The sequence below is a fragment of the Pinirhizobacter soli genome (assembly GCF_015905305.1).
Classification (GTDB): domain Bacteria; phylum Pseudomonadota; class Gammaproteobacteria; order Xanthomonadales; family Rhodanobacteraceae; genus Pinirhizobacter; species Pinirhizobacter soli.
Genome location: NZ_JADZLQ010000002.1, coordinates 550973 through 570092, shown reverse-complemented (window position 1 = coordinate 570092; position 19120 = coordinate 550973). Strand labels below are relative to the sequence as shown.

The window sequence follows — 19120 nt, the reverse complement described above, 5'->3', positions numbered from 1 at the left end:
CCGGGTCACATATTTCACGCGTTTGCCCCGTTTTGGGGAATTGCACTACTTAATAACCGCCGATCCGCTGGCCGACCCGGAGCACTTGGTCCGGATTGAGGTTGTCCAGCGTCACTCCTTCGGGGAACAGCAGGATCACCGTGGAGCCCATGTTGAAGCGGGCCATCTCGGCGAATCGTTCCAGATGGATGCCGCGGCCCTTGCAGTCACGAACCTTGATCGCGTGGGCATAGGGCGGGATGGTCAGGCCGTCCCATACAGTGGCAACGCTTGAGACCAGGATGGCGCCGACCATCACCGAAGCGAAGGGGCCGCGCTCGCCGGTGAATTGGCAGACCAGTCGCTCGTTGCGCGCGAACAGGCGCGGGATGGCCTGCACCGCGAAAGGGGCCACGCTGAAGATGCGGCCGGGGATGTGGACGGTGCGCTCAAGCTTGCCGCCGAAGGGCATGTGCACCCGATGGTAGTCGCGTGGCGACAGGTACACGGTGACGAAGCTGCCGTTGCGATAAGGCTCGGCGGCGGCCTCGTCGCCCAGGAGCTCGGCGGCGGTATACGACTGGCCCTTGGCCTGGAAGATACGCCCGTCCTCGATGCGGCCGGCCTGGCTGACCCTGCCGTCGGCGGGGCTCAGGATGGCCAGGGGGTCCGGGTCGGCCGAGCGGGCATCGGCGCGCAGCTTGCGGGTAAAGAAGGCATTGAAGTGCTGGTAGGCACCCGGATCGGGCTGGGCCGCCTCGTGCATGTCCACCTGGTAGGCCTGGACGATCCGGCCGATGAGGAAATCCTTCCACGGACGCCATGTCCAGCGGGTCGCCCAGTACACGATGCGGGACAGGGCGCGGTGGGGAAGGATGTATTGCAGCAGGACCTTGGGCTTCATCGGCCGAAGTATATCGGCAGCATTGCCATTCCTCGCAGAAAATACTTGCAAACACATCCAGTTCACTCTTTCCAGATCACGCTCGCTCCACGGCGCCCGCTCACCGCCGGCTTTACCACAGGGGACATTCGCCTACAGGCCAGCTTGCCGGCCGGGGTTGGTAGTGAATGCCACGTGGGGAGTTTTCATCGTGAACGAACGCTACCTGTCCCGTCGCGCCCTGGCCGTTGCCGTGGCGCTTTGTTTCATGGGCGTCGTGCAGGCGCAGACCGTTACCCTTGGTCCTTACGATCCGCAGGTCAACGACAACCTCGTGGGCGCGACCATCGTTGCCGCTGGTGCCACGGTAAACCTGTCCGGGCCCCAACGCTTCGCCGCCGGTACCGACGGCAGCGTATCGGCCACGCTGGCGACATTGCGCGACGCGGGGCGCATCATTTCCGGATCGCAGTGGATTGGCGCGGCGCGGTTGTCCCCCGGGCCACAGTCGTTCGGGGTGACCGTTCCCGATCCCATCACCGGTGGTAATCGCGTGGTGTCGACCTTTGCCACCGCGAACCTGGTGAACATCGCCCCGGTGGACTACAACACGACCGTGCCGGACGTGGTGCTGGTCAATGGCGGGCAGTACATCAATATGCGGGTGGGTACCGTCACATCCGGCGGCGGCACCATGAACGTGGGCATTGGCACGACGAGCAGTGGACCGACCGCCGCAGCCAACGGCTGGACCATCAACGCCAAGCAGACGTCGATGTTCTATGCAGACGGAACGGCAGGCAATGCCAGTACGATCAACTGGAACTCGATAAATCGCATCACCTTCGGCGGCACGGCGGCGACGCCCAACGACGCCGACCGGCTGTTCGCCGTGACCAACGTGGTGACCTACGGCGGCACCTTCAACGTAACGACCGTCGATGGCGCGACCACCTCGCATACGGTGACCAACGCCACCCAGTTGCAGGCCTATAACAACTTCCTGATCGCCCAGTTGCAGACGGGTAACCTGGATCCAGCCAACTACAACACCGAATTCAACAAGGCGGTATCTTCCACCACGCAGAACATCGACTACGGCATCACGGCCACCGGCAGCACCGATGAGGTGTTCCAGCCCATAGGCCTGCGCGTGGTCGTGCATGCCGTGGGCGCTCAGGCCCGCGGTATCGTCGCGGCGCCCGCACAGCTGGAAGTGGTCAATTCCAATGGCGGCGCCATGCGCGCCGAGCAGGGCGCCACCATTACCAACAATGGCGCGTTGTCCACTACGCACACCACAGGCGACGGCACCACGATGCTGGTGACCTCAGCCAGCCATGCCGTCAACAACGGCGTGCTCAACAACGGGTTGTTCCGCAATGGCTCGGCAGCCCCCGTGGGCAGTTCCTTCAGTGGGTTCGGCGTCGACTTGAGCGGCGCGAGCGATTTTTCCAATACGGGTGTCCTCAACCTGGCTCTTGGCACGACCAACGGGGCGGGCGCGGCGGTCGGCGTACGCGTGTCCGGTGGATCGAGCGCCACCAACAGCGGAACGATGAACCTTGGCGTGACCGGTTCGCGCTCCAACGGCTCGTTGACGGGCGTGCGCATCGACGACGCCACCAGCTCGTTTACCAACCAGGCCAGCGGGCTGATCTACCTGGGCCGTGCCCCGCAATTCACCGCAGGCGCCGCTGCCGCGGATATCGCGCTGAACCAGCAATCGCTCTCCACCGGAATCACCGTCAACGCCAACGCCCATGCCACCAATGCCGGGCGCATCGTCATCGGCACGCTCACGCAGAATGCCGCGGCAATGAACGTCAGCGGTGCGCCGACCGCGGTCGTCCACAACGACGGCGTGATCGACGTCAACGGCAAGGCAGCCACCGTGCCCCGGCTCAACGTGGGCATGCTGGTGACGAACGCAGGCGCGGGTAGCGGTGGCGACATCGCCAATGGCGGCACGATCAACCTCAATGGCGTCAATGGCATCGGCATCCAGGTGCTAAGCACCGGGGTGGCGTCTTCGGCCGCATCGTCGGCAGGGACCATCAACGTGGCCGGTGGCGCCGACCCGGGGAGCGGCACGCGGAATTACGGCGTATGGGCCGAGGGCCAGGGCACGGGGACCTCCACCGCCAGTGTCGGGGGCGCGGTGAACTTGCTGGGCACGGGCGCCATCGGTATCCATGCGCGCGGGCGTGCCACGGTCAACGTGGCCGCCACGTCGGTGCCGACCTTTGCCGGCACCGACGAGATCGGTTTCTTTGCCTATGGTCCCAATGCGCATATCAATGTCGCTCCGGGCGCCTTGCTGGACGTCACCACGACGCGCTCGAATCTTTTCCGGCTTGAGAATGGGGCCACGTTCGATGGCACGGGGCTTACCGTGCGCGCTTCTGGCGCCAACAGCATCGCGGTGCTGGGCACCGGTGCATCGGGTACCACGGTCAACACGCGCGACGCCGTCGTCAACGTCGACGGCGCCGGAGCGACGGGTGTCCTGGTCGAAGGCGGGGCGATCGGCACCATCGATGCCGCCACCACCATGAATCTCACCGGCACGGGCGCCGTCGCCGCGATCGTCGATGGCCAGAAGCACGACCTGTTCGGCAAGAACACAGGCACGCCCGTGGCGAGCACCACCCTGACCACGCTTGCCGCGCTCAATTCCGCAGCGCCCAGCCTCACCGGCTACATCGCACGCAACAGCGGCAAGCTCACCAATAGTGGCAACATCGCCTTCAGCGGTGCAGGCAGTACCGGCATCCTGGTACAGACCGGCGCCACGGCGACCAATGGCGGGAATATCTCCGTGACCGACGGTGGCACCGGTATCCGCGCCGACGCCACGGGGGCCACGGCGGCGACCACCGCCAACAACACCGGGCAGATCACCATCGCCGGCGGCTCCACTGCGGCACGCACGCGTGGCGCCGTTGCCCAGGGCGCGCGGGCCGTGGTCAACCTCAACACCGGCTCGACCCTGCAGATGACCGGCCAGGGCGCGATTGGCGCCGAGGCGGCCGGGGGCACGTTGAACGTGGCTGCCGGTGTTGCGCCAACCTTTGGCAACACCGACCAGATCGCCTTCCATGGCGCGGGGGCGGGCTCGATGATCAACAGCGCGCTTTCGACGCTTGACGCCAACACCGCGCGCAGCACCATCTACCGGCTCGATGATGGCGCCGCGCTTACCCAGTCGGCAGCCTCCACGCTCACGGCATCCGGCGACGCCTCGCGCGCCCTGGTTGCATCGGGCACGGGCACCAATGTCACCCTTGCCAACTCCGCGATCACGGTCACCGGCAACGGCGCGGCCGCGGTGGAGGCGCGCGGCGGCGCCGCGGCGACGCTGGCCGCCGGGTCGTCGGTGCTGTTATCGGGGCCAGCGTCGCTGGGAGGCATCGTGGACGGGCAGTTGACGGACCTGACCGGTGCAAGCGTCGGGACGCCCGTAGCGACCATGCTGACCAACCAGTCGTCGGTGACCGGCGCCGGTGCCGGCACCACCGGGTTCATCGCACGGAACCTGGGCAGTTTCATCAATAGCGGCACGGTCGACCTTTCTGGTGCCGGGGCCACGGGCGTGATGGTGCAGGCCGGCGGCACGCTGGCCAACAGCGGACTAGTGCATGTCAGCAACGGCACGGGCGTCCTCGTCGATGGCACCGGTACCCAGAACCTGTCCCCGGGTGGCCGTATCACGGCCGACGATGGCGTTGCCGCGATCCATGTGCAGAATGGCGCCGCACTCACCATCGGCAGCGGCGATACCACGATTACCGCCGGTGGCGCGGCGCACGGCATCCTGGTAGATACCGGGACGGCCTCGTTGGTGGCGTCCGGTTCCACCATCACCACGCTGGGCACCGGCAACGGTATCGAGAACGCCGCCGAGATCAGTGCCATCCGGCTGGACGACGTAACTTTCAACGTGGCCGATGGTGCGGGCCTGCGTACCGCCACGGCGATCGATCCGGCGTCCACGGTCACCTTCAATGTCACCGGAAGTGGCGTCGGTTATGCCTATCGCCGGGCCGATGGCTCACCCGGCAGCGAAGACCTTTCGTTTGGCCCGGGCTATCTCGCCCAGGTCACCGGCGCCGGTGGCATCGGCCTGCAGGCGCTGACAACGGGCAACGTCACCACGGCTGCCACCGCCAATGTCACCAATACCGCCGGCGGCGCCGCACTGGTCGCGGGAACGGCCAAGGCCACCAGCAACACCGGGACGCTCACCTCGTTGAGCACCGTTGCACCGGTGGTGGACCTGTCCAACGGTAGCGGCACCTCGTTCACCAACACAGGCACCATCACCGCGCGCGACCATACAGGCATCGCCATCGCCGGCAGCGTGGGGAACGACAGCGTCACGCTTGGCGCGGGCACGCTTCGTGGCGAAGTTGCCACGGGCGCCGGCACGGACAGTTTCGCGTGGACGGGCGGAAGCCTCGAGGGAGGCCTGACCATGGGTGCAGGGCCCGGAAACACCGCGCTGGTGCAAGGCGTGGACCTGACCAATACCTATCACCTGCTGTCAGGGTCGGGCAGCGGCAATGCGTTGATCTTTTCGAACATCCAGTCACGTGGTGGCTCGTTCGCCAGCGACGACCTTGCGCAAGGCGTGAACTTCGGCAACGGCTGGAACACGATCGATTTCCATGACGGCACGGCGTTCACCCTCACCGCTGGCCTCCGGCTTGCCGGCAGCGACGTGGACATCGATGGCACCTCCACGCTGTTCGCCGGCGACAACGTCCATCCGCTGGTGTCCTCGCCCACGCCGCTGGCGGCGAACCTGACCAATGCAGGCACCATCGACCTCACCAATGGCGCCGGTTCGCCGGGTAACACGCTTACCATCGATGGCCAGTACATCTCAGGCGGCGGCAGCCTGCTGCTGGGCAGTACGCTCAACGAAGGCGGCATGCTCAGCGTGCAGCAGACCGACCGGCTGCTGGTGAACGGAAACGTCACGGTGCCGGGAGGACCGACCTTGATCTCGGTGACGCCGGCCGGTGCCAGTACCGGCGCACTGACGGATTTCAATCACAACAGCGCCGCCGATGCCACCGAGGGCATCTCGCTGGTACAGGTGGGCGGCACCTCCACTGCCGATGCCTTCAGGCTGAAGGGCGGTTACGTGGCAGCGGGGCCCTGGCAATACGTGTTGTACGCGTTCGAGCCCGGCGCCGCCGAGGCCAGCCAACGCGTGGTGGGTGGTGCCACGGCGGGCAACCGGTTCTGGGACTACCGCCTGGCCAATCTCTATGTTTGCACTGACGACTGCACACCGGTGACTCCGCAAACTCCCGCGGCTACGCCACCACCTGGTGCGCCGGCCAATCCCGTACTGCCGGAAGTGCCGATCGGAACGCTGGCGTCCACTCCGCCGTCCGCTCCGCTGAACGACGGATGCGTCAGTGATGGCGTGGACAGTTGCGCGCCAGGGCGACGCGCCGTGACGCCCCAGGTGCCCGCCTATATCTCCACCCCCACGGCCCTGCTGGGCTTCTCGTACGAAACGATGGACAACCTGCACAAGCGCCTGGGCGAGATCCGCCAGGCTGCGCAGGGGCCGGAAGGCACCGGCGGCGAAGTATTTGCGCGCTACATCGGTGGTGACTATCGCTACAACAGCGACCGCTCCTTCCAGCAGTACGGCTACGACTTCGACCTGGACACGCATGCCTTCCAGGTGGGCACGAACATCCTGGATCTCGATGGCAATAGTGGCACGCTGCGCGGCGGGGTGGCTTTCACCCATGGCACCACGCGCCTGGACCCGCATGCACTGGACGGCGACAGCCAAGGCAAGTTCACCACCAACAGCTTCGCCATGTTCGTCACGTGGGAACATGCCAATGGCTTTTACGTCGACGCCATGGCGTCCGGCGACCGCCACAGCGGGGATATCAGCACGCCGATGCGTGGCGTGGACATGGCCCATGTGCGCGCGAACGGCTGGAATGGATCGGTGGAGGCCGGGTATCCCTGGCACCTGGACAGCGGTTACGTGATCGAACCGCAACTGCAGTTGACCCGGCAGCATCTGCAGACGGACAGCCTCGTCGACGTGGACCAAAGCACCGTGGCCTGGCACGACGTCGACCAGGTGATCGGCAGGGCAGGCGTGCGGGTTTATCGCACTTGGGACAACGGCGACGGACGGCAGCGCACGCCGTATGTTCGGCTGAACTACCTGCAAGGCTGGGGTGACAGGCCCCAGGTCACGGTGGGCGCCCTGGGCACCGACATCTCCCAGGCGTTCGACGGAGGGCGCTACGGCCGCGCCGTGGAACTTGGCATCGGCGGTACGTGGTCGTTCAACCGGATGCTTTCCGTCTATGGCGAGGGTGATTACCAAAAGGAGTTGAACGATACGGGCCTGCGCGGCTGGGGCCTGAACCTGGGCGTACGCATGGTGTTCTGAGGGCGGGAAAGGCTATCGGGGAGGGCTTCGGCCGGCGGCGTCCCCTATACTTGCTGCCTTGACCCTGGCTGCAAAGCACCCCCGTGACCGACGAACTTGCCACCATCATCGATTTTATCCGCTACGCAGCCAGCCGGTTCTCGGCCGCGGGCCTGACCTTCGGCCACAGCCACGACAACCCGATCGATGAGGCCACCCACCTGGTGCTGGCCGCGGTGCACCTGCCGCCGGATATCCCCCCGGCTTATGGTGCGGGCAGGCTCACCCGCGACGAGCGCAGCAAACTGCTGGCGTTGATCGAGCGCCGCGTCACCGAGCGCCTGCCCGTGGCCTATCTGGTGGGTGAAACCTGGTTCGCCGGCATGAAGTTCAAAAGCGACCACCGTGCGCTGGTGCCGCGCTCGCCCATTGCCGAGCTCATCGAAGGCGGGTTTTCGCCGTGGCTGGACGGCCGGTCGGTGGAACGCGCGCTGGACATGTGCACGGGTTCCGGCTGCATCGGCATCGCCATGGCCGAGTACAACCCCGACTGGCAGGTAGACATTGCCGACATCAGCCCCGAGGCATTGTCGCTGGCGCGCGAAAACATCGCCTTCCAGCACGCCGACCGCGTACGCGCGGTGCAGAGCGACCTGTTCGCCGGCCTCGCCGGCGAAAAATACGATCTGATCGTATCCAACCCGCCGTATGTCACCCACGACGAATACGCAGCGCTTCCGCCCGAATACAGCCATGAACCTGCCCTTGGGCTGACTTCCGGCGATGATGGACTTGACCTCACCCTGCGCATGCTCGACGAGGCCGCCGACCACCTTACCGACGATGGCCTGATCATCGTGGAAGTGGGCGACAGTGAGCGCGCGCTGGTGGAACTGCTGCCGAACCTGCCCTTCGTCTGGCTGGAGTTCAAGGTGGGCCAGATGGGCATCTTCGCGCTCGAGCGCCGGGACCTCATCGACCACGCCACTGGCATCCGCGAACTGCGCCAGTCACGAAACCTGTAGGAAACGCTTATCGTGTCGTCCAACACCTTTGGCAAGATCTTCTCCGTCACCACCTTCGGCGAGAGCCATGGTCCTGCCATTGGTTGCGTGATCGACGGGTGCCCGCCCGGCCTTGCACTTGACGCTTCGGAGTTCCGCCACGACCTGGATCGCCGCGCCACCGGCAAGTCCCGTCACACCTCGCAGCGTCGCGAGGCGGACGACGTGGAAATCCTTTCCGGCGTGTACGAGGGAAAGACCACCGGCACGCCGATCGCGCTGTTGATCCGCAACGTCGACGCACGCAGCAAGGATTACGGCAACATCGTCGATACCTTCCGTCCGGCGCACGCCGACTACACCTATTGGCACAAGTACGGCATCCGCGATCCACGCGGCGGCGGCCGTTCCTCGGCCCGGGAAACCACCATGCGCGTGGCGGCGGGCGTCGTGGCCAAGAAATGGCTGGCCGAAAAACACGGCGTGCGTGTGGCTGGATATGTCGCCCAGCTGGGCGACATCGTCCCCGCGGGCTTCGATCCGTCCGTGGTGGAAGGCAATCCATTCTTCTGGCCGCACGAAGCGCAGGTGCCCGAGCTTGAGGCTTACATGGACGCCCTGCGCAAGTCCGGCGATTCGGTGGGCGCCCGCGTTACCGTGGTGGCCGATGGCGTGCCGCCGGGTTGGGGCGAGCCGATCTACGGCAAGCTCGATGGCGAGCTGGCGTCGGCGCTGATGTCCATCAACGCCGTGAAGGGCGTGGAGATTGGCGATGGCTTTGCCGTCACGTCCCTGCGTGGCACCGAAAACCGCGATGAGCTGACGATGGACGGCTTTACGGCCAATCATGCCGGCGGCATCCTTGGCGGCATCAGCAGCGGGCAGCCGGTGGTGGCCTCCATCGCGCTCAAGCCGACCTCCAGCGTATTGATCCCCGGCAAGAGCCTCGACAAGGACGGCAACGCCGTGGACGTGGTCACCAAGGGACGGCACGACCCATGCGTGGGCATCCGGGCGGTGCCGATCGCCGAGGCCATGGTGGCCCTGGTGCTGATGGACCAGGCCCTTCGGCATCGCGCCCAGTGCGGCGATGTCGGGCCGGTCACGCCGCGCATCGCCTGAACGATGGGCGACAAGCTGAAAGTTTGGGTCTCCCGTCCGTTCTTCCCGGACATCATCGCCCGCCTTGCGCCCGTGTTCGACGTCCATGCGGAGCTTCAGAGCCGGGCTTTCTCGACCGACGAGCTGGTTGCGAGGCTCCATGGCATGGCCGCCGCCGTCACCGGTCTCGCCGACCGCATCGACGACCGCGTGCTCTCCCGCGCGCCCCATCTGAAGTTCGTGGCCAACGTGAGCGTGGGCTACAACAATTTCGACATCGATGCCATGCGCGCGCATGGCGTGGCGGCATCCAACACGCCCGACGTGCTCACCGATACGACTGCCGATTACGCCTGGGCGCTGCTGATGGCAGCTGCCCGCCGCGTCGGTGCCGCCGAGCGCTGGCTGCGCGCCGGGCACTGGCAGGGCACACGCTTCGATGAGTGGCTGGGCATGGACCTGCACGGCAGCACGCTGGGCATCCTGGGCATGGGCCGCATCGGCCAGGCCATTGCACGGCGCGCGTCGGGCTTCGACATGCGGGTGATTTACCACAATCGTTCACGCCTGGATGCCGGCATCGAGCAGTCGGTGAACGCGCACCATGTCGATAAAGCCACGTTGCTGCGCGAGTCCGACCACCTGATGCTGGTGCTGCCCTTGACGGCCGAAAGCCACCACGTCATCGGTGCCGCGGAACTGGCCGCGATGAAACCCACGGCCACGCTGGTGAACATTGCCCGCGGCGGCATCGTCGATGATGTGGCGCTCGCGGCCGCGCTTGGCGAAGGTCGGCTGGCGGCGGCAGGGCTGGATGTATTCGAAGGCGAGCCCGCAGTGCACGGCGCATTGTTGGCGCTGGACAACGTGGTACTGTCCCCGCATATCGCCAGCGCCAGCGGTCGCACCCGCCGTGCCATGGCGGCTCTTGCCGTCGACAACGTGCTGGCCTTCTTCGGGCACGGGCCGCATGCCGGCAAGCCGCCCAGCCGCATCATCTGACGATTTCCTTCCCCCACCACCCACCCATGTATTGAAGGACCCATGAGCAAGAAGACCTCGTACAACGTCGCCATCGTCGGCGCCACCGGAGCCGTCGGCGAAACCCTGCTCTCCGTGCTGGCCGAGCGCGACTTCCCGGTCGGCGAGCTGATTCCGCTCGCCAGCGAGCGCACCGCCGGTAGCAAGGTCGACTTCGCGGGCAAACAGGTGGTGGTCAAAAACCTTGCCGACTTCGATTTTTCGGGCGTGGATATCGCGTTCTTCTCCGCCGGTGGCTCGGTAAGCCGCGAGCACGCTCCGCGCGCCGCTGCCGCCGGTGCCGTCGTGATCGACAACACATCGGAGTTCCGCTACCAGGACGACATCCCGCTGGTGGTGAGCGAAGTGAACCCGCACGCCATCGCCCAGTACGAGACGCGCGGCATCATCGCCAACCCCAATTGTTCCACCATGCAGATGCTGGTGGCGCTGGCGCCGATCCACCGCGCGGTGGGTATCGAGCGCATCAACGTGGCCACCTACCAGTCGGTCTCCGGGGCAGGGCGCTCTGGAGCGGACGAACTGGCCAGGCAGACGGCGGCGCTGCTCAACTTCCAGGAAGTGGAACCGGCGAAATTCAGCAAGCAGATCGCCTTCAACGTGATTCCCCACATCGACGACTTCCAGCCCAATGGCTACACCAAGGAAGAAATGAAGATCGTGTGGGAAACACGCAAGATCCTCGAGGACGAGAGCATCCGCGTGAATGCCACCGCCGTGCGCGTGCCGGTGTTCTATGGCCACTCCGAGGCCGTGCACCTGGAGACCCGCGATCCCATCGACGCCGACACCGCGCGTAGCCTGCTTGAAGCCGCGCCCGGGGTGGTGGTGATCGACGAGCGCAAGGCGGGCGGTTATCCGACGCCGGTGAGCGACGCGGCCGGAAAGGATGGGGTTTTCGTCGGACGCATCCGCCAGGATATTTCCCACGAGAACGGATTGAACCTCTGGATCGTTTCGGACAACATCCGCAAGGGCGCGGCCCTGAACGCCGTGCAGATCGCCGAAATCCTGATCACGGACTACCTCTAGCCATGACCTTCGCACCTTCGATGAAGTTCACCCTCGGCTTTGCGTTGCTGGCCATCGTCGCCACCACCTGGGCCCAGGACGACGCCAAGAAGGTGCGCAACGTGCAGGTGCAGACGGCAAGCGAAGGAGCGCAGGTAAAGGATCTGCGCCAGCGCGTGGATTCCCTGGAAGCCAACGGCGCCAAGGCCGACGCCGAGCTCAAGGCCAAGGACCAGGCGATCGCCGACCTTGAGCGGCAGTTGGCCCAGGCCAAGGCCGCGGAGCCTTCGGCCCGTCCCGCGCAAGGCTCCTCCACGGGGCATGCCGGTCACTGAATCAAGTTTTCATGACCTCTTTAACGTTGTCGCGTAACTGCCTGTGCCGCCTATTGTTGTTTGTGAAGGGCCTGCATTACTCTTGCGCCTTAGCGATGGCAAGCCTCCTCGCGGGGGAGCCGGGCCTGTCATTGGGTTAATCGGGGGAATACTTAAGATGAGTCGTCCGTTGAAGCTTTCGGTAGCGCTGGCGCTTGCGCTGGCCTCCCAGTACGCCACGGCGCAGAGTCTGGGCGCCGTCCAGGTCAAGTCGAACCTGGACCAGCCCCTGCTGGCTGAAATCCCGCTGGTTTCACAAACCCCCGGTGATACCAAGAATGTGCAGGTGGGGTTGGCCTCGGTCGAAGCCTATGCACGCGCCGGCATCGAACGCAGCGGTATTCCCCAGGGCGTGCAATTTGCCGTGGTCACCAATGCCAAGGGCCAATCGGTGATCCGCGTCACCACGGCTCAGCCGATCTCCGAGCCCTACATCGACCTCCTGCTCGACGTCAGGGGCAGCGGTGGTACGTCCGTGGTGCGTGAAGTCACCCTGTTGCTCGACCCTGCCAGCGCGCAGGCGCCTGTTGCCCCGCCCGCTCCGCCGCCGGTCGTGCAGCAGCCTGCCCCGGCCGCTCCCCCGGTCGCCCAGCAGGCCGCGCCGGCCGCTTCCCAGGCGTCGCCTCCGCCTCCTGCCCATCCGTCGACACCTGCCAATGCACCGGCCGCCCCTTCGCCCGCCAAGGCGCCGCGAGCTGCCCGTACGGCGGCCGAAGCAGGCTCCACCCTGGGTACCGTGCAGAAGGGCCAGACGCTCTCCACCTACGCCAAGCAGCTTTCAGGCAATGGCGTGGACATGAACCAGGCACTGCTGGCGCTCAAGCAGGCCAACCCCGATGCGTTCTATCGCGACAACATCAACGCCCTGAAGGCCGGCGTGGTGCTGCGCGCACCTTCAAGCCAGGACCTCTCGGCCACCGCTACCGCCGAGGCCTCCAGCCAGGTGCGTCGCCAGAATGAAGACTGGCGCGGCATCGCCGCACGCAAACCCACCTCGGTGGCCGATGCCGCCTCCGGCAATGCACCGTCCAAGGCTGCTCCGGCCTCGGCGGAAGACCGCCTGGCCCTGGTGCCGGCCAAGGGCAACCAGGCCGGCAACGGCAAGGTGGCCGCCGCGATGACCAGCCTGCAGCAGGATCTGGCCCGTTCGCAGGAAACGCTCACCGCGCTCCGCCAGCAGGGCGAGGAACTGAAATCCCGCGTTGACGACCTGGAAAACATCAACCAGAAGAACCAGCGGCTGCTCACCCTGAAGGACGCCCAGATCGCCGACCTTCAGAAGAAGCTGGCCGACGCCCGTAAGGCCGCCAACCTGCCGCCGGCTGCAGCCTCAGCTCCACCGCCGGTGGCCGCCGTGGCAACGCCTGAAGCGGCCGCTTCGGCACCCAAGCCTGCAATCCCCGCACCTGCGCCTGCTGCCTCGGTTGCCAAAGCCGGCACCACCTCGGCTCCGGCAAGCGAAGTCCTGACTACCACGCCGCTGGCCGAACACCCGGCACCGGCCCCGGCCGCCGTACCTGCCGCCAAGAAGCCCGTCCCGACCGCGGCGCGGCCTCCGATCGCCGAAGAAGAGCCCTGGTTCATGCAGCCCTGGGTTTGGGCCGTGGCTGGCGGCGCGGTCCTGGTGCTGTTGTTGCTGGCCATGATGGGCCGTCGTCGCAAGGCCGCCGCCGTTCCCGTGGCTGCCGCGCCGTCGCTGGCCGATCGCTTCGGCGACGCTCCGTTGTTCGACGAAACGGGCATCGACGAGGAAGACATCGACCAGCGCGAACTGCTCGACGAACTCTCCGAGCATCCGGACGACGTCGCCCTTCACCTGGAACTGGTCACGCTCTACTACGAACGGCGCGACGTCGAGCGCTTCGAAGCTGCCGCCGAGTCCATGTATGCCCACGTGGTGGACGTGGAGCAGGAGGAATGGCAAGAAGCGGTACGCATGGGCGAAGACCTCGCCCCCCAGCATCCGTTGTTCTCGCACGGGGCTTCCGCCGAGGTGCAGCCCAGCCATGCGGACGACGACGCCGCACTGGAAGCCTTCGACATCAGCCGCTACGCGAACCATGAGTTGCCGCCCGGTGACATGCCGCCGCCGGCACCGCATGCCCCGCAGAAAGTGAGCGAATACCACTTCAATTTCGACCTGTCGCCGCCCCGTACAAACGGGCAGCCCGCCGCGCCGGCCAGTGCCCGTGACGACCTGGACCTCGGCCCGCACGTGGACGAACCGCTGCCTGCGTACGACGATACCCATCCAGGGCACAGCGAACCGACCGATCTGCACGTGGCCGACGCCGAGGAAGAAGCCGCCAACAGCACGTGGAAGTTCGACGAGCCGGCCGTCGCGGCAGCCGATGTCTACGATGTGGGCGCCGAGAATTTCAGCGACGACCCGGTGGATACCAAGCTGGACCTCGCGCGCGCCTACCTGGACATGGGTGACGCCGATGGCGCCCGCGCCATGCTCGACGAGGTCGTGGCCGAGGGCACCCAGATGCAACAGGATGTCGCCAGGAAAATGCTGGCCGACCTGCACTGATCGAAGAAAACCCCGCTCCGGCGGGGTTTTTCTTATGAACAGGCGGCGTGGCCGCCCTGTATCATGGGCGCTTTGAAGCTGCCCTTAGTCCATGCGCATCGCCTTCGGCATCGAATACGACGGTACCGACTTCCTCGGCTGGCAACGCCTGAGCCACGGTGCGACAGTGCAGGGCGCGCTTGAAACCGCACTGAAGCGCGTGGCGGACGAACCCGTCGAGACCACCGCCGCCGGCCGCACCGACGCTGGCGTACATGCGCGCTGCCAGGTCGTCCACTTCGATACCGATGTCAGGCGCGACATGCGTGGATGGTTGCTGGGTACGTGTTCGAACCTGCCGCGTTCGATGGCGGTGACCTGGGCGCAGCCGGTGGCCGACGACTTCCACGCGCGCTTTTCCGGGCGCCTGCGCGGCTATCGCTACCGCATCGTCAATCGCCTGGTGCGAGCCGCGCTGGATGCGCGTTACGTCACCTGGGAGCGGCATCCGGTGGATGCCCAGCGCATGCATGATGCGGCCCAGGCCCTGTTGGGCGAGAACGACTTCTCAGCCTTCCGCGCGGTCTCGTGCCAGGCGGCGCACGCACGCCGCTTCATGAAGAAGATCAGCGTCACACGGATAGGTGAAGAAGTGTTCGTCGACGTCGAAGCCAATGCGTTCCTGCACCATATGGTGCGCAACATCGTTGGCTCCTTGCTGTTGATTGGCCGCGGCGAGCAACCGGTGGAATGGATGGGCGAACTCCTGGCTGGCCGCGATCGCGAGCGGGCAGGGCCCACCGCGCCTGCCACCGGGCTCACCTTCCTCGGCCCGAAATACGAGGCCCACTGGGGCCTTCCCGAACAGGTAACGCTCTGATGACCCGTATCAAGTGCTGCGGCATGACCCGCCACGACGATGTCCAGCTGGCCGCACGGCTGGGTGCGGATGCGATCGGCTTCGTCTTCACCCGGCGCAGCAAGCGTTTCATCGAACCGGAAGCCGCCGCCAGCCTGCGCGCGGCCCTGCCACCCTTCGTCGATGCGGTGGCGCTGCTGATGGATGACGAGCCCTCCTGGGTGGCGCATGTGGTCGACGTGGTCCGGCCCGATATGCTGCAATTCCACGGCGAGGAAACCGACGACTTCTGCCGGGGTTTCGGCAGGCGCTACTTGAAGGCCATCGCCATGGGCGAAGGCGCTGCTGCCCTTGACAAGCTCCACGCCTATCCCGGTGCCGCCGGCCTGCTGCTGGACGGCCATGGCCTGGGCGAGGCGGGGGGTACCGGCCGTGCCTTTGATTGGTCGCTGATGCCGAAGGATTTCCCCCAGCCGTTGATTTTGGCGGGCGGGCTCAACGCGTCGAACGTGGCCCGCGCCATCGCCTTGGCCCAGCCATGGGCGGTGGACGTGGCCAGCGGCATCGAGTCGTCCCCCGGGGTAAAGGATGCCGCTAAGATGGAACACTTCATCGCCGCCGTCCGGCGAGGTCAAGGCACCTGAACCCCCGGGTGCCCCAGCACAGGTATCGCATGAATTCCCAGATCGATTTCCACGCTTATCCCGACGCACACGGTCGCTTCGGCGACTACGGCGGCATCTACGTGGCCGAGACCCTGATGGCGCCCCTGGCGGAGCTTACGGCGGCGTATGAGCGCCTGCGCAAGGATCCGGCCTTCATCGCCGAACTCGACCGCGACCTCAAGCACTACGTGGGCCGTCCCAGCCCGATCTACGAAGCCGAACGCCTCACCCGCCATGTCGGCGGTGCGCGCATCGTGCTCAAGCGCGAAGACTTGAACCACACCGGCGCGCACAAGATCAACAACACCGTAGGCCAGGCCCTGGTGGCCCGGCACATGGGCAAGACGCGCATCATCGCCGAGACCGGCGCCGGCCAGCATGGCGTGGCCAGTGCCACGGTAGCCGCCCGTCTGGGGCTTAAGTGCGTGGTGTACATGGGCGCGGTGGATATCGAGCGCCAGAAGATCAATGTCTATCGCATGCGCCTGCTTGGCGCCGACGTGGTGCCGGTGACTTCCGGTTCAAAGACACTCAAGGATGCGCTGAACGAAGCGATGCGCGACTGGGTCACCAACGTTGCGGACACCTTCTACATCATCGGCACCGTTGCAGGTCCCCATCCGTATCCGCAGATGGTGCGCGACTTCAACGCCATCGTCGGCCGCGAGGCGCGCGAGCAGATGCTCGAAGGCTACGGCCGCCTGCCCGATGTGATCACCGCTTGCGTGGGCGGCGGTTCCAATGCCATTGGTCTCTTCCATGCGTTCCTCAACGACAAGGACGTACGCATCGTCGGAGCTGAAGCTGCCGGCCATGGCATCGAGACCGGCCAGCATGCCGCCTCGCTGGCCGCCGGTCGCCCGGGCGTGCTGCACGGCAACCGTACCTATGTGCTGGCAGATGAAAACGGCCAGATCACCGAGACCCATTCGGTATCCGCCGGCCTGGACTACCCGGGTGTCGGTCCCGAGCATGCTTTCCTGAAAGACGCCGGCCGTGCCGAGTATGTCGGCATCACCGACGACGAAGCGCTGGAGGCCTTCCACCTGCTGGCGCGCACCGAAGGTATCCTTGCGGCGCTCGAATCCAGCCACGCCATCGCCCAGGCCATCAAGCTGGCGCGCGAGCTGCCCAAGGACGCCCTGGTGCTGGCCAACCTGTCCGGCCGCGGCGACAAGGACGTACACACCATCGCGGCACGCGAGGGGATCGAACTGTGAGTGACAACCGACTGGATCGCCGGTTCGCCGAACTGAAATCCGCCGGCCGTACTGGCCTCATTCCCTTCATTACCGCCGGCGATCCCTCGCCCGATGGCGTAGTCGCCCTGATGCACGCGCTGGTGGACAGCGGCGCGGACGTGATCGAACTGGGTGTGCCTTTCTCCGACCCGATGGCCGACGGCCCGGTGATCCAGCACGCCAGCGAACGTGCGCTCGCACGCGGCGTAGGGCTTAAGCAGATCCTGGCCTGGGTGGCACAGTTCCGCGCCCGCGACAACGACACCCCGATCGTGCTGATGGGGTATTTGAATCCCGTCGAGCGCGTCGGCTACCCGGAGTTTGCCCGCCGCGCGGTGGAAGCCGGGGTGGATGGGGTGCTGCTGGTGGACTGCCCGATCGAGGAATCCGCGGTACTTGCGCCCCTGCGTGAGGCTGGCCTGAAACAGATCCTCCTGGCCGCCCCGACCACCGCAAACGACCGTCTGGCGCGGCTTTGCGAGGCGGCAGCGGGCTTCCTGTATTATGTGTCGTTTGCCGGCATCACCGGTGCTTCGCACCTGAACACCCAGGATATCGCTGCCCGCGTGGCCGATATCCGGGCCAGGTCCGCTGCACCCGTAGCTGTCGGTTTCGGCATTCGCGACGCGCAAAGCGCGGTCGCCATCGCCGCGTTTGCCGATGCAGTGGTGATCGGCAGCGCGCTGGTCGACACACTGGCCGGTGCGCAAGACGCGGACGAGGCGGTCCGCCGGGCAGGGCAGTTCTTAAGCCCCATCCGCGCGGCGCTCGATGCCAGGCATTAACGACGAGGTCGACCGATGAACTGGTTGCAGAAAATCATGACGCCCAAGGCGCGCCCGCAGGGCGCCGCCGCGGCCAAGGGCAAGGTGCCTGAGGGTGTGTGGGAAAAGTGTGCCGGTTGCGGCACCGTGTTGTACCGGCCGGAGCTTGAGCGTTCACTGATGGTCTGCCCCAAGTGCGGGCACCACCATGCCATCGGCGCACGCACCCGGCTGAATGCGTTCTTCGACGAAGGCATCACCGAAGAACTCTGGCCCGATCTTGCACCGTCCGACCCGCTGAAATTCCGTGACCAGAAGAAGTACAAGGACCGCATCGTCGCCGCGCAGAAGGCCACAGGCGAGAAAGACGCGCTGGTAGCCATGCGTGGCGCCCTGAAGGGTCGCTCCCTGGTGGCCGTGGCCTTCGAGTTCTCCTTCATGGGTGGCTCGATGGGCTCGGTGGTGGGTGAGAAATTCGCCCGCGCCGCGGAACTGGCGCTGGCCGAGCGCACGGGCCTGGTGTGCTTCTCCGCCACCGGCGGTGCACGCATGCAGGAAGGCCTGTTCTCGCTGATGCAGATGGCCAAGACCTCCGCAACCATCCGCCGCATGCGCGACGCCGGCGTGCCTTACATCTCGGTGCTCACCCATCCCACCACCGGTGGCGTGTCGGCGAGCCTGGGCATGCTGGGCGACCTCAATGTTGCCGAGCCCAAGGCCCTGATCGGCTTCGCCGGTCCGCGCGTAATCGAGCAGACGGTTCGCGAAACCTTGCCCGAAGGCTTCCAGCGCTCGGAGTTCCTGGTGGACCATGGCGCGGTGGATTTCATCGTCGACCGCCGCGACATGCGCGACAAGCTTGCAGCCGTGCTTGGCATCATGGGCAAGCAGCCGCGGGCAGCGTAACGAGCGCTGTATCTTCGTCAGAAAAAGGCCTCCGGAGACGGAGGCTTTTTTATTTGCCACCATTTGCTCGACAAGTCTGGTGCAACGGTCAGATGTTTATCCACACGCCCTGTGCAGGGCCTTTGGGAATGCTGTGGATAAACGCCTCTTCGGCGAGCCAGGTCAGTGACTTGCATTACGTTGCTTAAGTCCTGCCCATGCTTCCTTCACGTTTATCCACACCCTCTGTGGGCGCCCGCTGGGAAAGCCTGTGGATAAGGTGGGTTTTTTCCTGTCGTGACAGGGGTTTGCCTTAACCTGCTCAAGGGATACACAGGGTGGCAAAATGTGCTGTACATCACATTTTGGTGCTACGG

At 65.8% G+C, this 19120-nt stretch carries 13 protein-coding genes; 12 read left to right on the top strand and 1 reads right to left on the bottom strand.

Annotated elements, in window-relative coordinates; translation table 11 throughout:
* Positions 1-49 precede the first annotated feature (49 nt).
* Positions 50-883, bottom strand: coding sequence for an archaetidylserine decarboxylase (gene asd / locus NDK18_RS12425; RefSeq protein WP_250623842.1), 834 nt, complete (start codon positions 881-883; stop codon positions 50-52).
* A 190-nt stretch (positions 884-1073) separates the two neighbouring features.
* Between asd and NDK18_RS19420 the strand changes: the two genes are divergently transcribed.
* The 12 genes from NDK18_RS19420 to accD all read left to right on the top strand — a co-directional run bounded on the left by NDK18_RS19420 (position 1074) and on the right by accD (position 18764).
* Complete coding sequence (locus NDK18_RS19420) at positions 1074-7304, top strand: autotransporter outer membrane beta-barrel domain-containing protein (protein ID WP_250627934.1); 6231 nt, start codon at positions 1074-1076, stop codon at positions 7302-7304.
* 83 nt (positions 7305-7387) lie between these two features.
* A complete protein-coding gene (gene prmB, locus NDK18_RS12415; protein WP_250623840.1) occupies positions 7388-8308 on the top strand; it encodes a 50S ribosomal protein L3 N(5)-glutamine methyltransferase in 921 nt (306 codons plus the stop codon).
* Between the two features lie 12 nt (positions 8309-8320).
* Complete coding sequence (aroC, locus tag NDK18_RS12410; RefSeq protein WP_250623839.1) at positions 8321-9409, top strand: chorismate synthase; 1089 nt, start codon at positions 8321-8323, stop codon at positions 9407-9409.
* A 3-nt stretch (positions 9410-9412) separates the two neighbouring features.
* Entirely contained in the window at positions 9413-10390 is a 978-nt protein-coding gene (locus NDK18_RS12405; protein WP_250623838.1) for a 2-hydroxyacid dehydrogenase, read from the top strand.
* A 42-nt stretch (positions 10391-10432) separates the two neighbouring features.
* The gene (locus NDK18_RS12400) at positions 10433-11461 is read left to right on the top strand and encodes an aspartate-semialdehyde dehydrogenase (RefSeq protein ID WP_250623837.1); all 1029 of its coding nucleotides are present in this window, start codon (positions 10433-10435) and stop codon (positions 11459-11461) included.
* A 2-nt stretch (positions 11462-11463) separates the two neighbouring features.
* The gene (locus NDK18_RS12395; protein WP_250623836.1) at positions 11464-11775 is read left to right on the top strand and encodes a hypothetical protein; all 312 of its coding nucleotides are present in this window, start codon (positions 11464-11466) and stop codon (positions 11773-11775) included.
* 157 nt (positions 11776-11932) lie between these two features.
* Complete coding sequence (locus NDK18_RS12390) at positions 11933-14350, top strand: motility hub landmark protein FimV (protein WP_250627933.1); 2418 nt, start codon at positions 11933-11935, stop codon at positions 14348-14350.
* 91 nt (positions 14351-14441) lie between these two features.
* Entirely contained in the window at positions 14442-15209 is a 768-nt protein-coding gene (gene truA / locus NDK18_RS12385) for a tRNA pseudouridine(38-40) synthase TruA (protein ID WP_250627932.1), read from the top strand.
* Positions 15209-15832: a phosphoribosylanthranilate isomerase gene (locus NDK18_RS12380; protein WP_250627931.1), complete on the top strand. Its 624-nt coding sequence runs from the start codon at positions 15209-15211 to the stop codon at positions 15830-15832. Before truA ends, NDK18_RS12380 begins: the two co-directional genes overlap by 1 nt.
* Before the next feature lie 29 nt (positions 15833-15861).
* Complete coding sequence (gene trpB / locus NDK18_RS12375) at positions 15862-17073, top strand: tryptophan synthase subunit beta (protein ID WP_250623832.1); 1212 nt, start codon at positions 15862-15864, stop codon at positions 17071-17073.
* The gene (gene trpA / locus NDK18_RS12370; protein ID WP_250627930.1) at positions 17070-17879 is read left to right on the top strand and encodes a tryptophan synthase subunit alpha; all 810 of its coding nucleotides are present in this window, start codon (positions 17070-17072) and stop codon (positions 17877-17879) included. Before trpB ends, trpA begins: the two co-directional genes overlap by 4 nt.
* 15 nt (positions 17880-17894) lie before the next feature.
* Positions 17895-18764 (top strand): acetyl-CoA carboxylase, carboxyltransferase subunit beta, encoded by an 870-nt coding sequence (accD, locus tag NDK18_RS12365; protein WP_250623830.1) that lies wholly within the window; start codon positions 17895-17897, stop codon positions 18762-18764.
* Positions 18765-19120: the final 356 nt, after the last annotated feature.

What these genes read in the sequence shown, in the direction of transcription:
- asd (WP_250623842.1), bottom strand. Translation starts at nt 883, where the DNA reads ATGAAGCCCAAGGTCCTGCTGCAATACATCCTTCCCCACCGCGCCCTG.
- NDK18_RS12405 (WP_250623838.1), top strand. Translation starts at nt 9,413, where the DNA reads ATGGGCGACAAGCTGAAAGTTTGGGTCTCCCGTCCGTTCTTCCCGGAC.
- NDK18_RS12400 (WP_250623837.1), top strand. Translation starts at nt 10,433, where the DNA reads ATGAGCAAGAAGACCTCGTACAACGTCGCCATCGTCGGCGCCACCGGA.
- NDK18_RS12395 (WP_250623836.1), top strand. Translation starts at nt 11,464, where the DNA reads ATGACCTTCGCACCTTCGATGAAGTTCACCCTCGGCTTTGCGTTGCTG.
- NDK18_RS12390 (WP_250627933.1), top strand. Translation starts at nt 11,933, where the DNA reads ATGAGTCGTCCGTTGAAGCTTTCGGTAGCGCTGGCGCTTGCGCTGGCC.
- truA (WP_250627932.1), top strand. Translation starts at nt 14,442, where the DNA reads ATGCGCATCGCCTTCGGCATCGAATACGACGGTACCGACTTCCTCGGC.
- NDK18_RS12380 (WP_250627931.1), top strand. Translation starts at nt 15,209, where the DNA reads ATGACCCGTATCAAGTGCTGCGGCATGACCCGCCACGACGATGTCCAG.
- trpB (WP_250623832.1), top strand. Translation starts at nt 15,862, where the DNA reads ATGAATTCCCAGATCGATTTCCACGCTTATCCCGACGCACACGGTCGC.
- accD (WP_250623830.1), top strand. Translation starts at nt 17,895, where the DNA reads ATGAACTGGTTGCAGAAAATCATGACGCCCAAGGCGCGCCCGCAGGGC.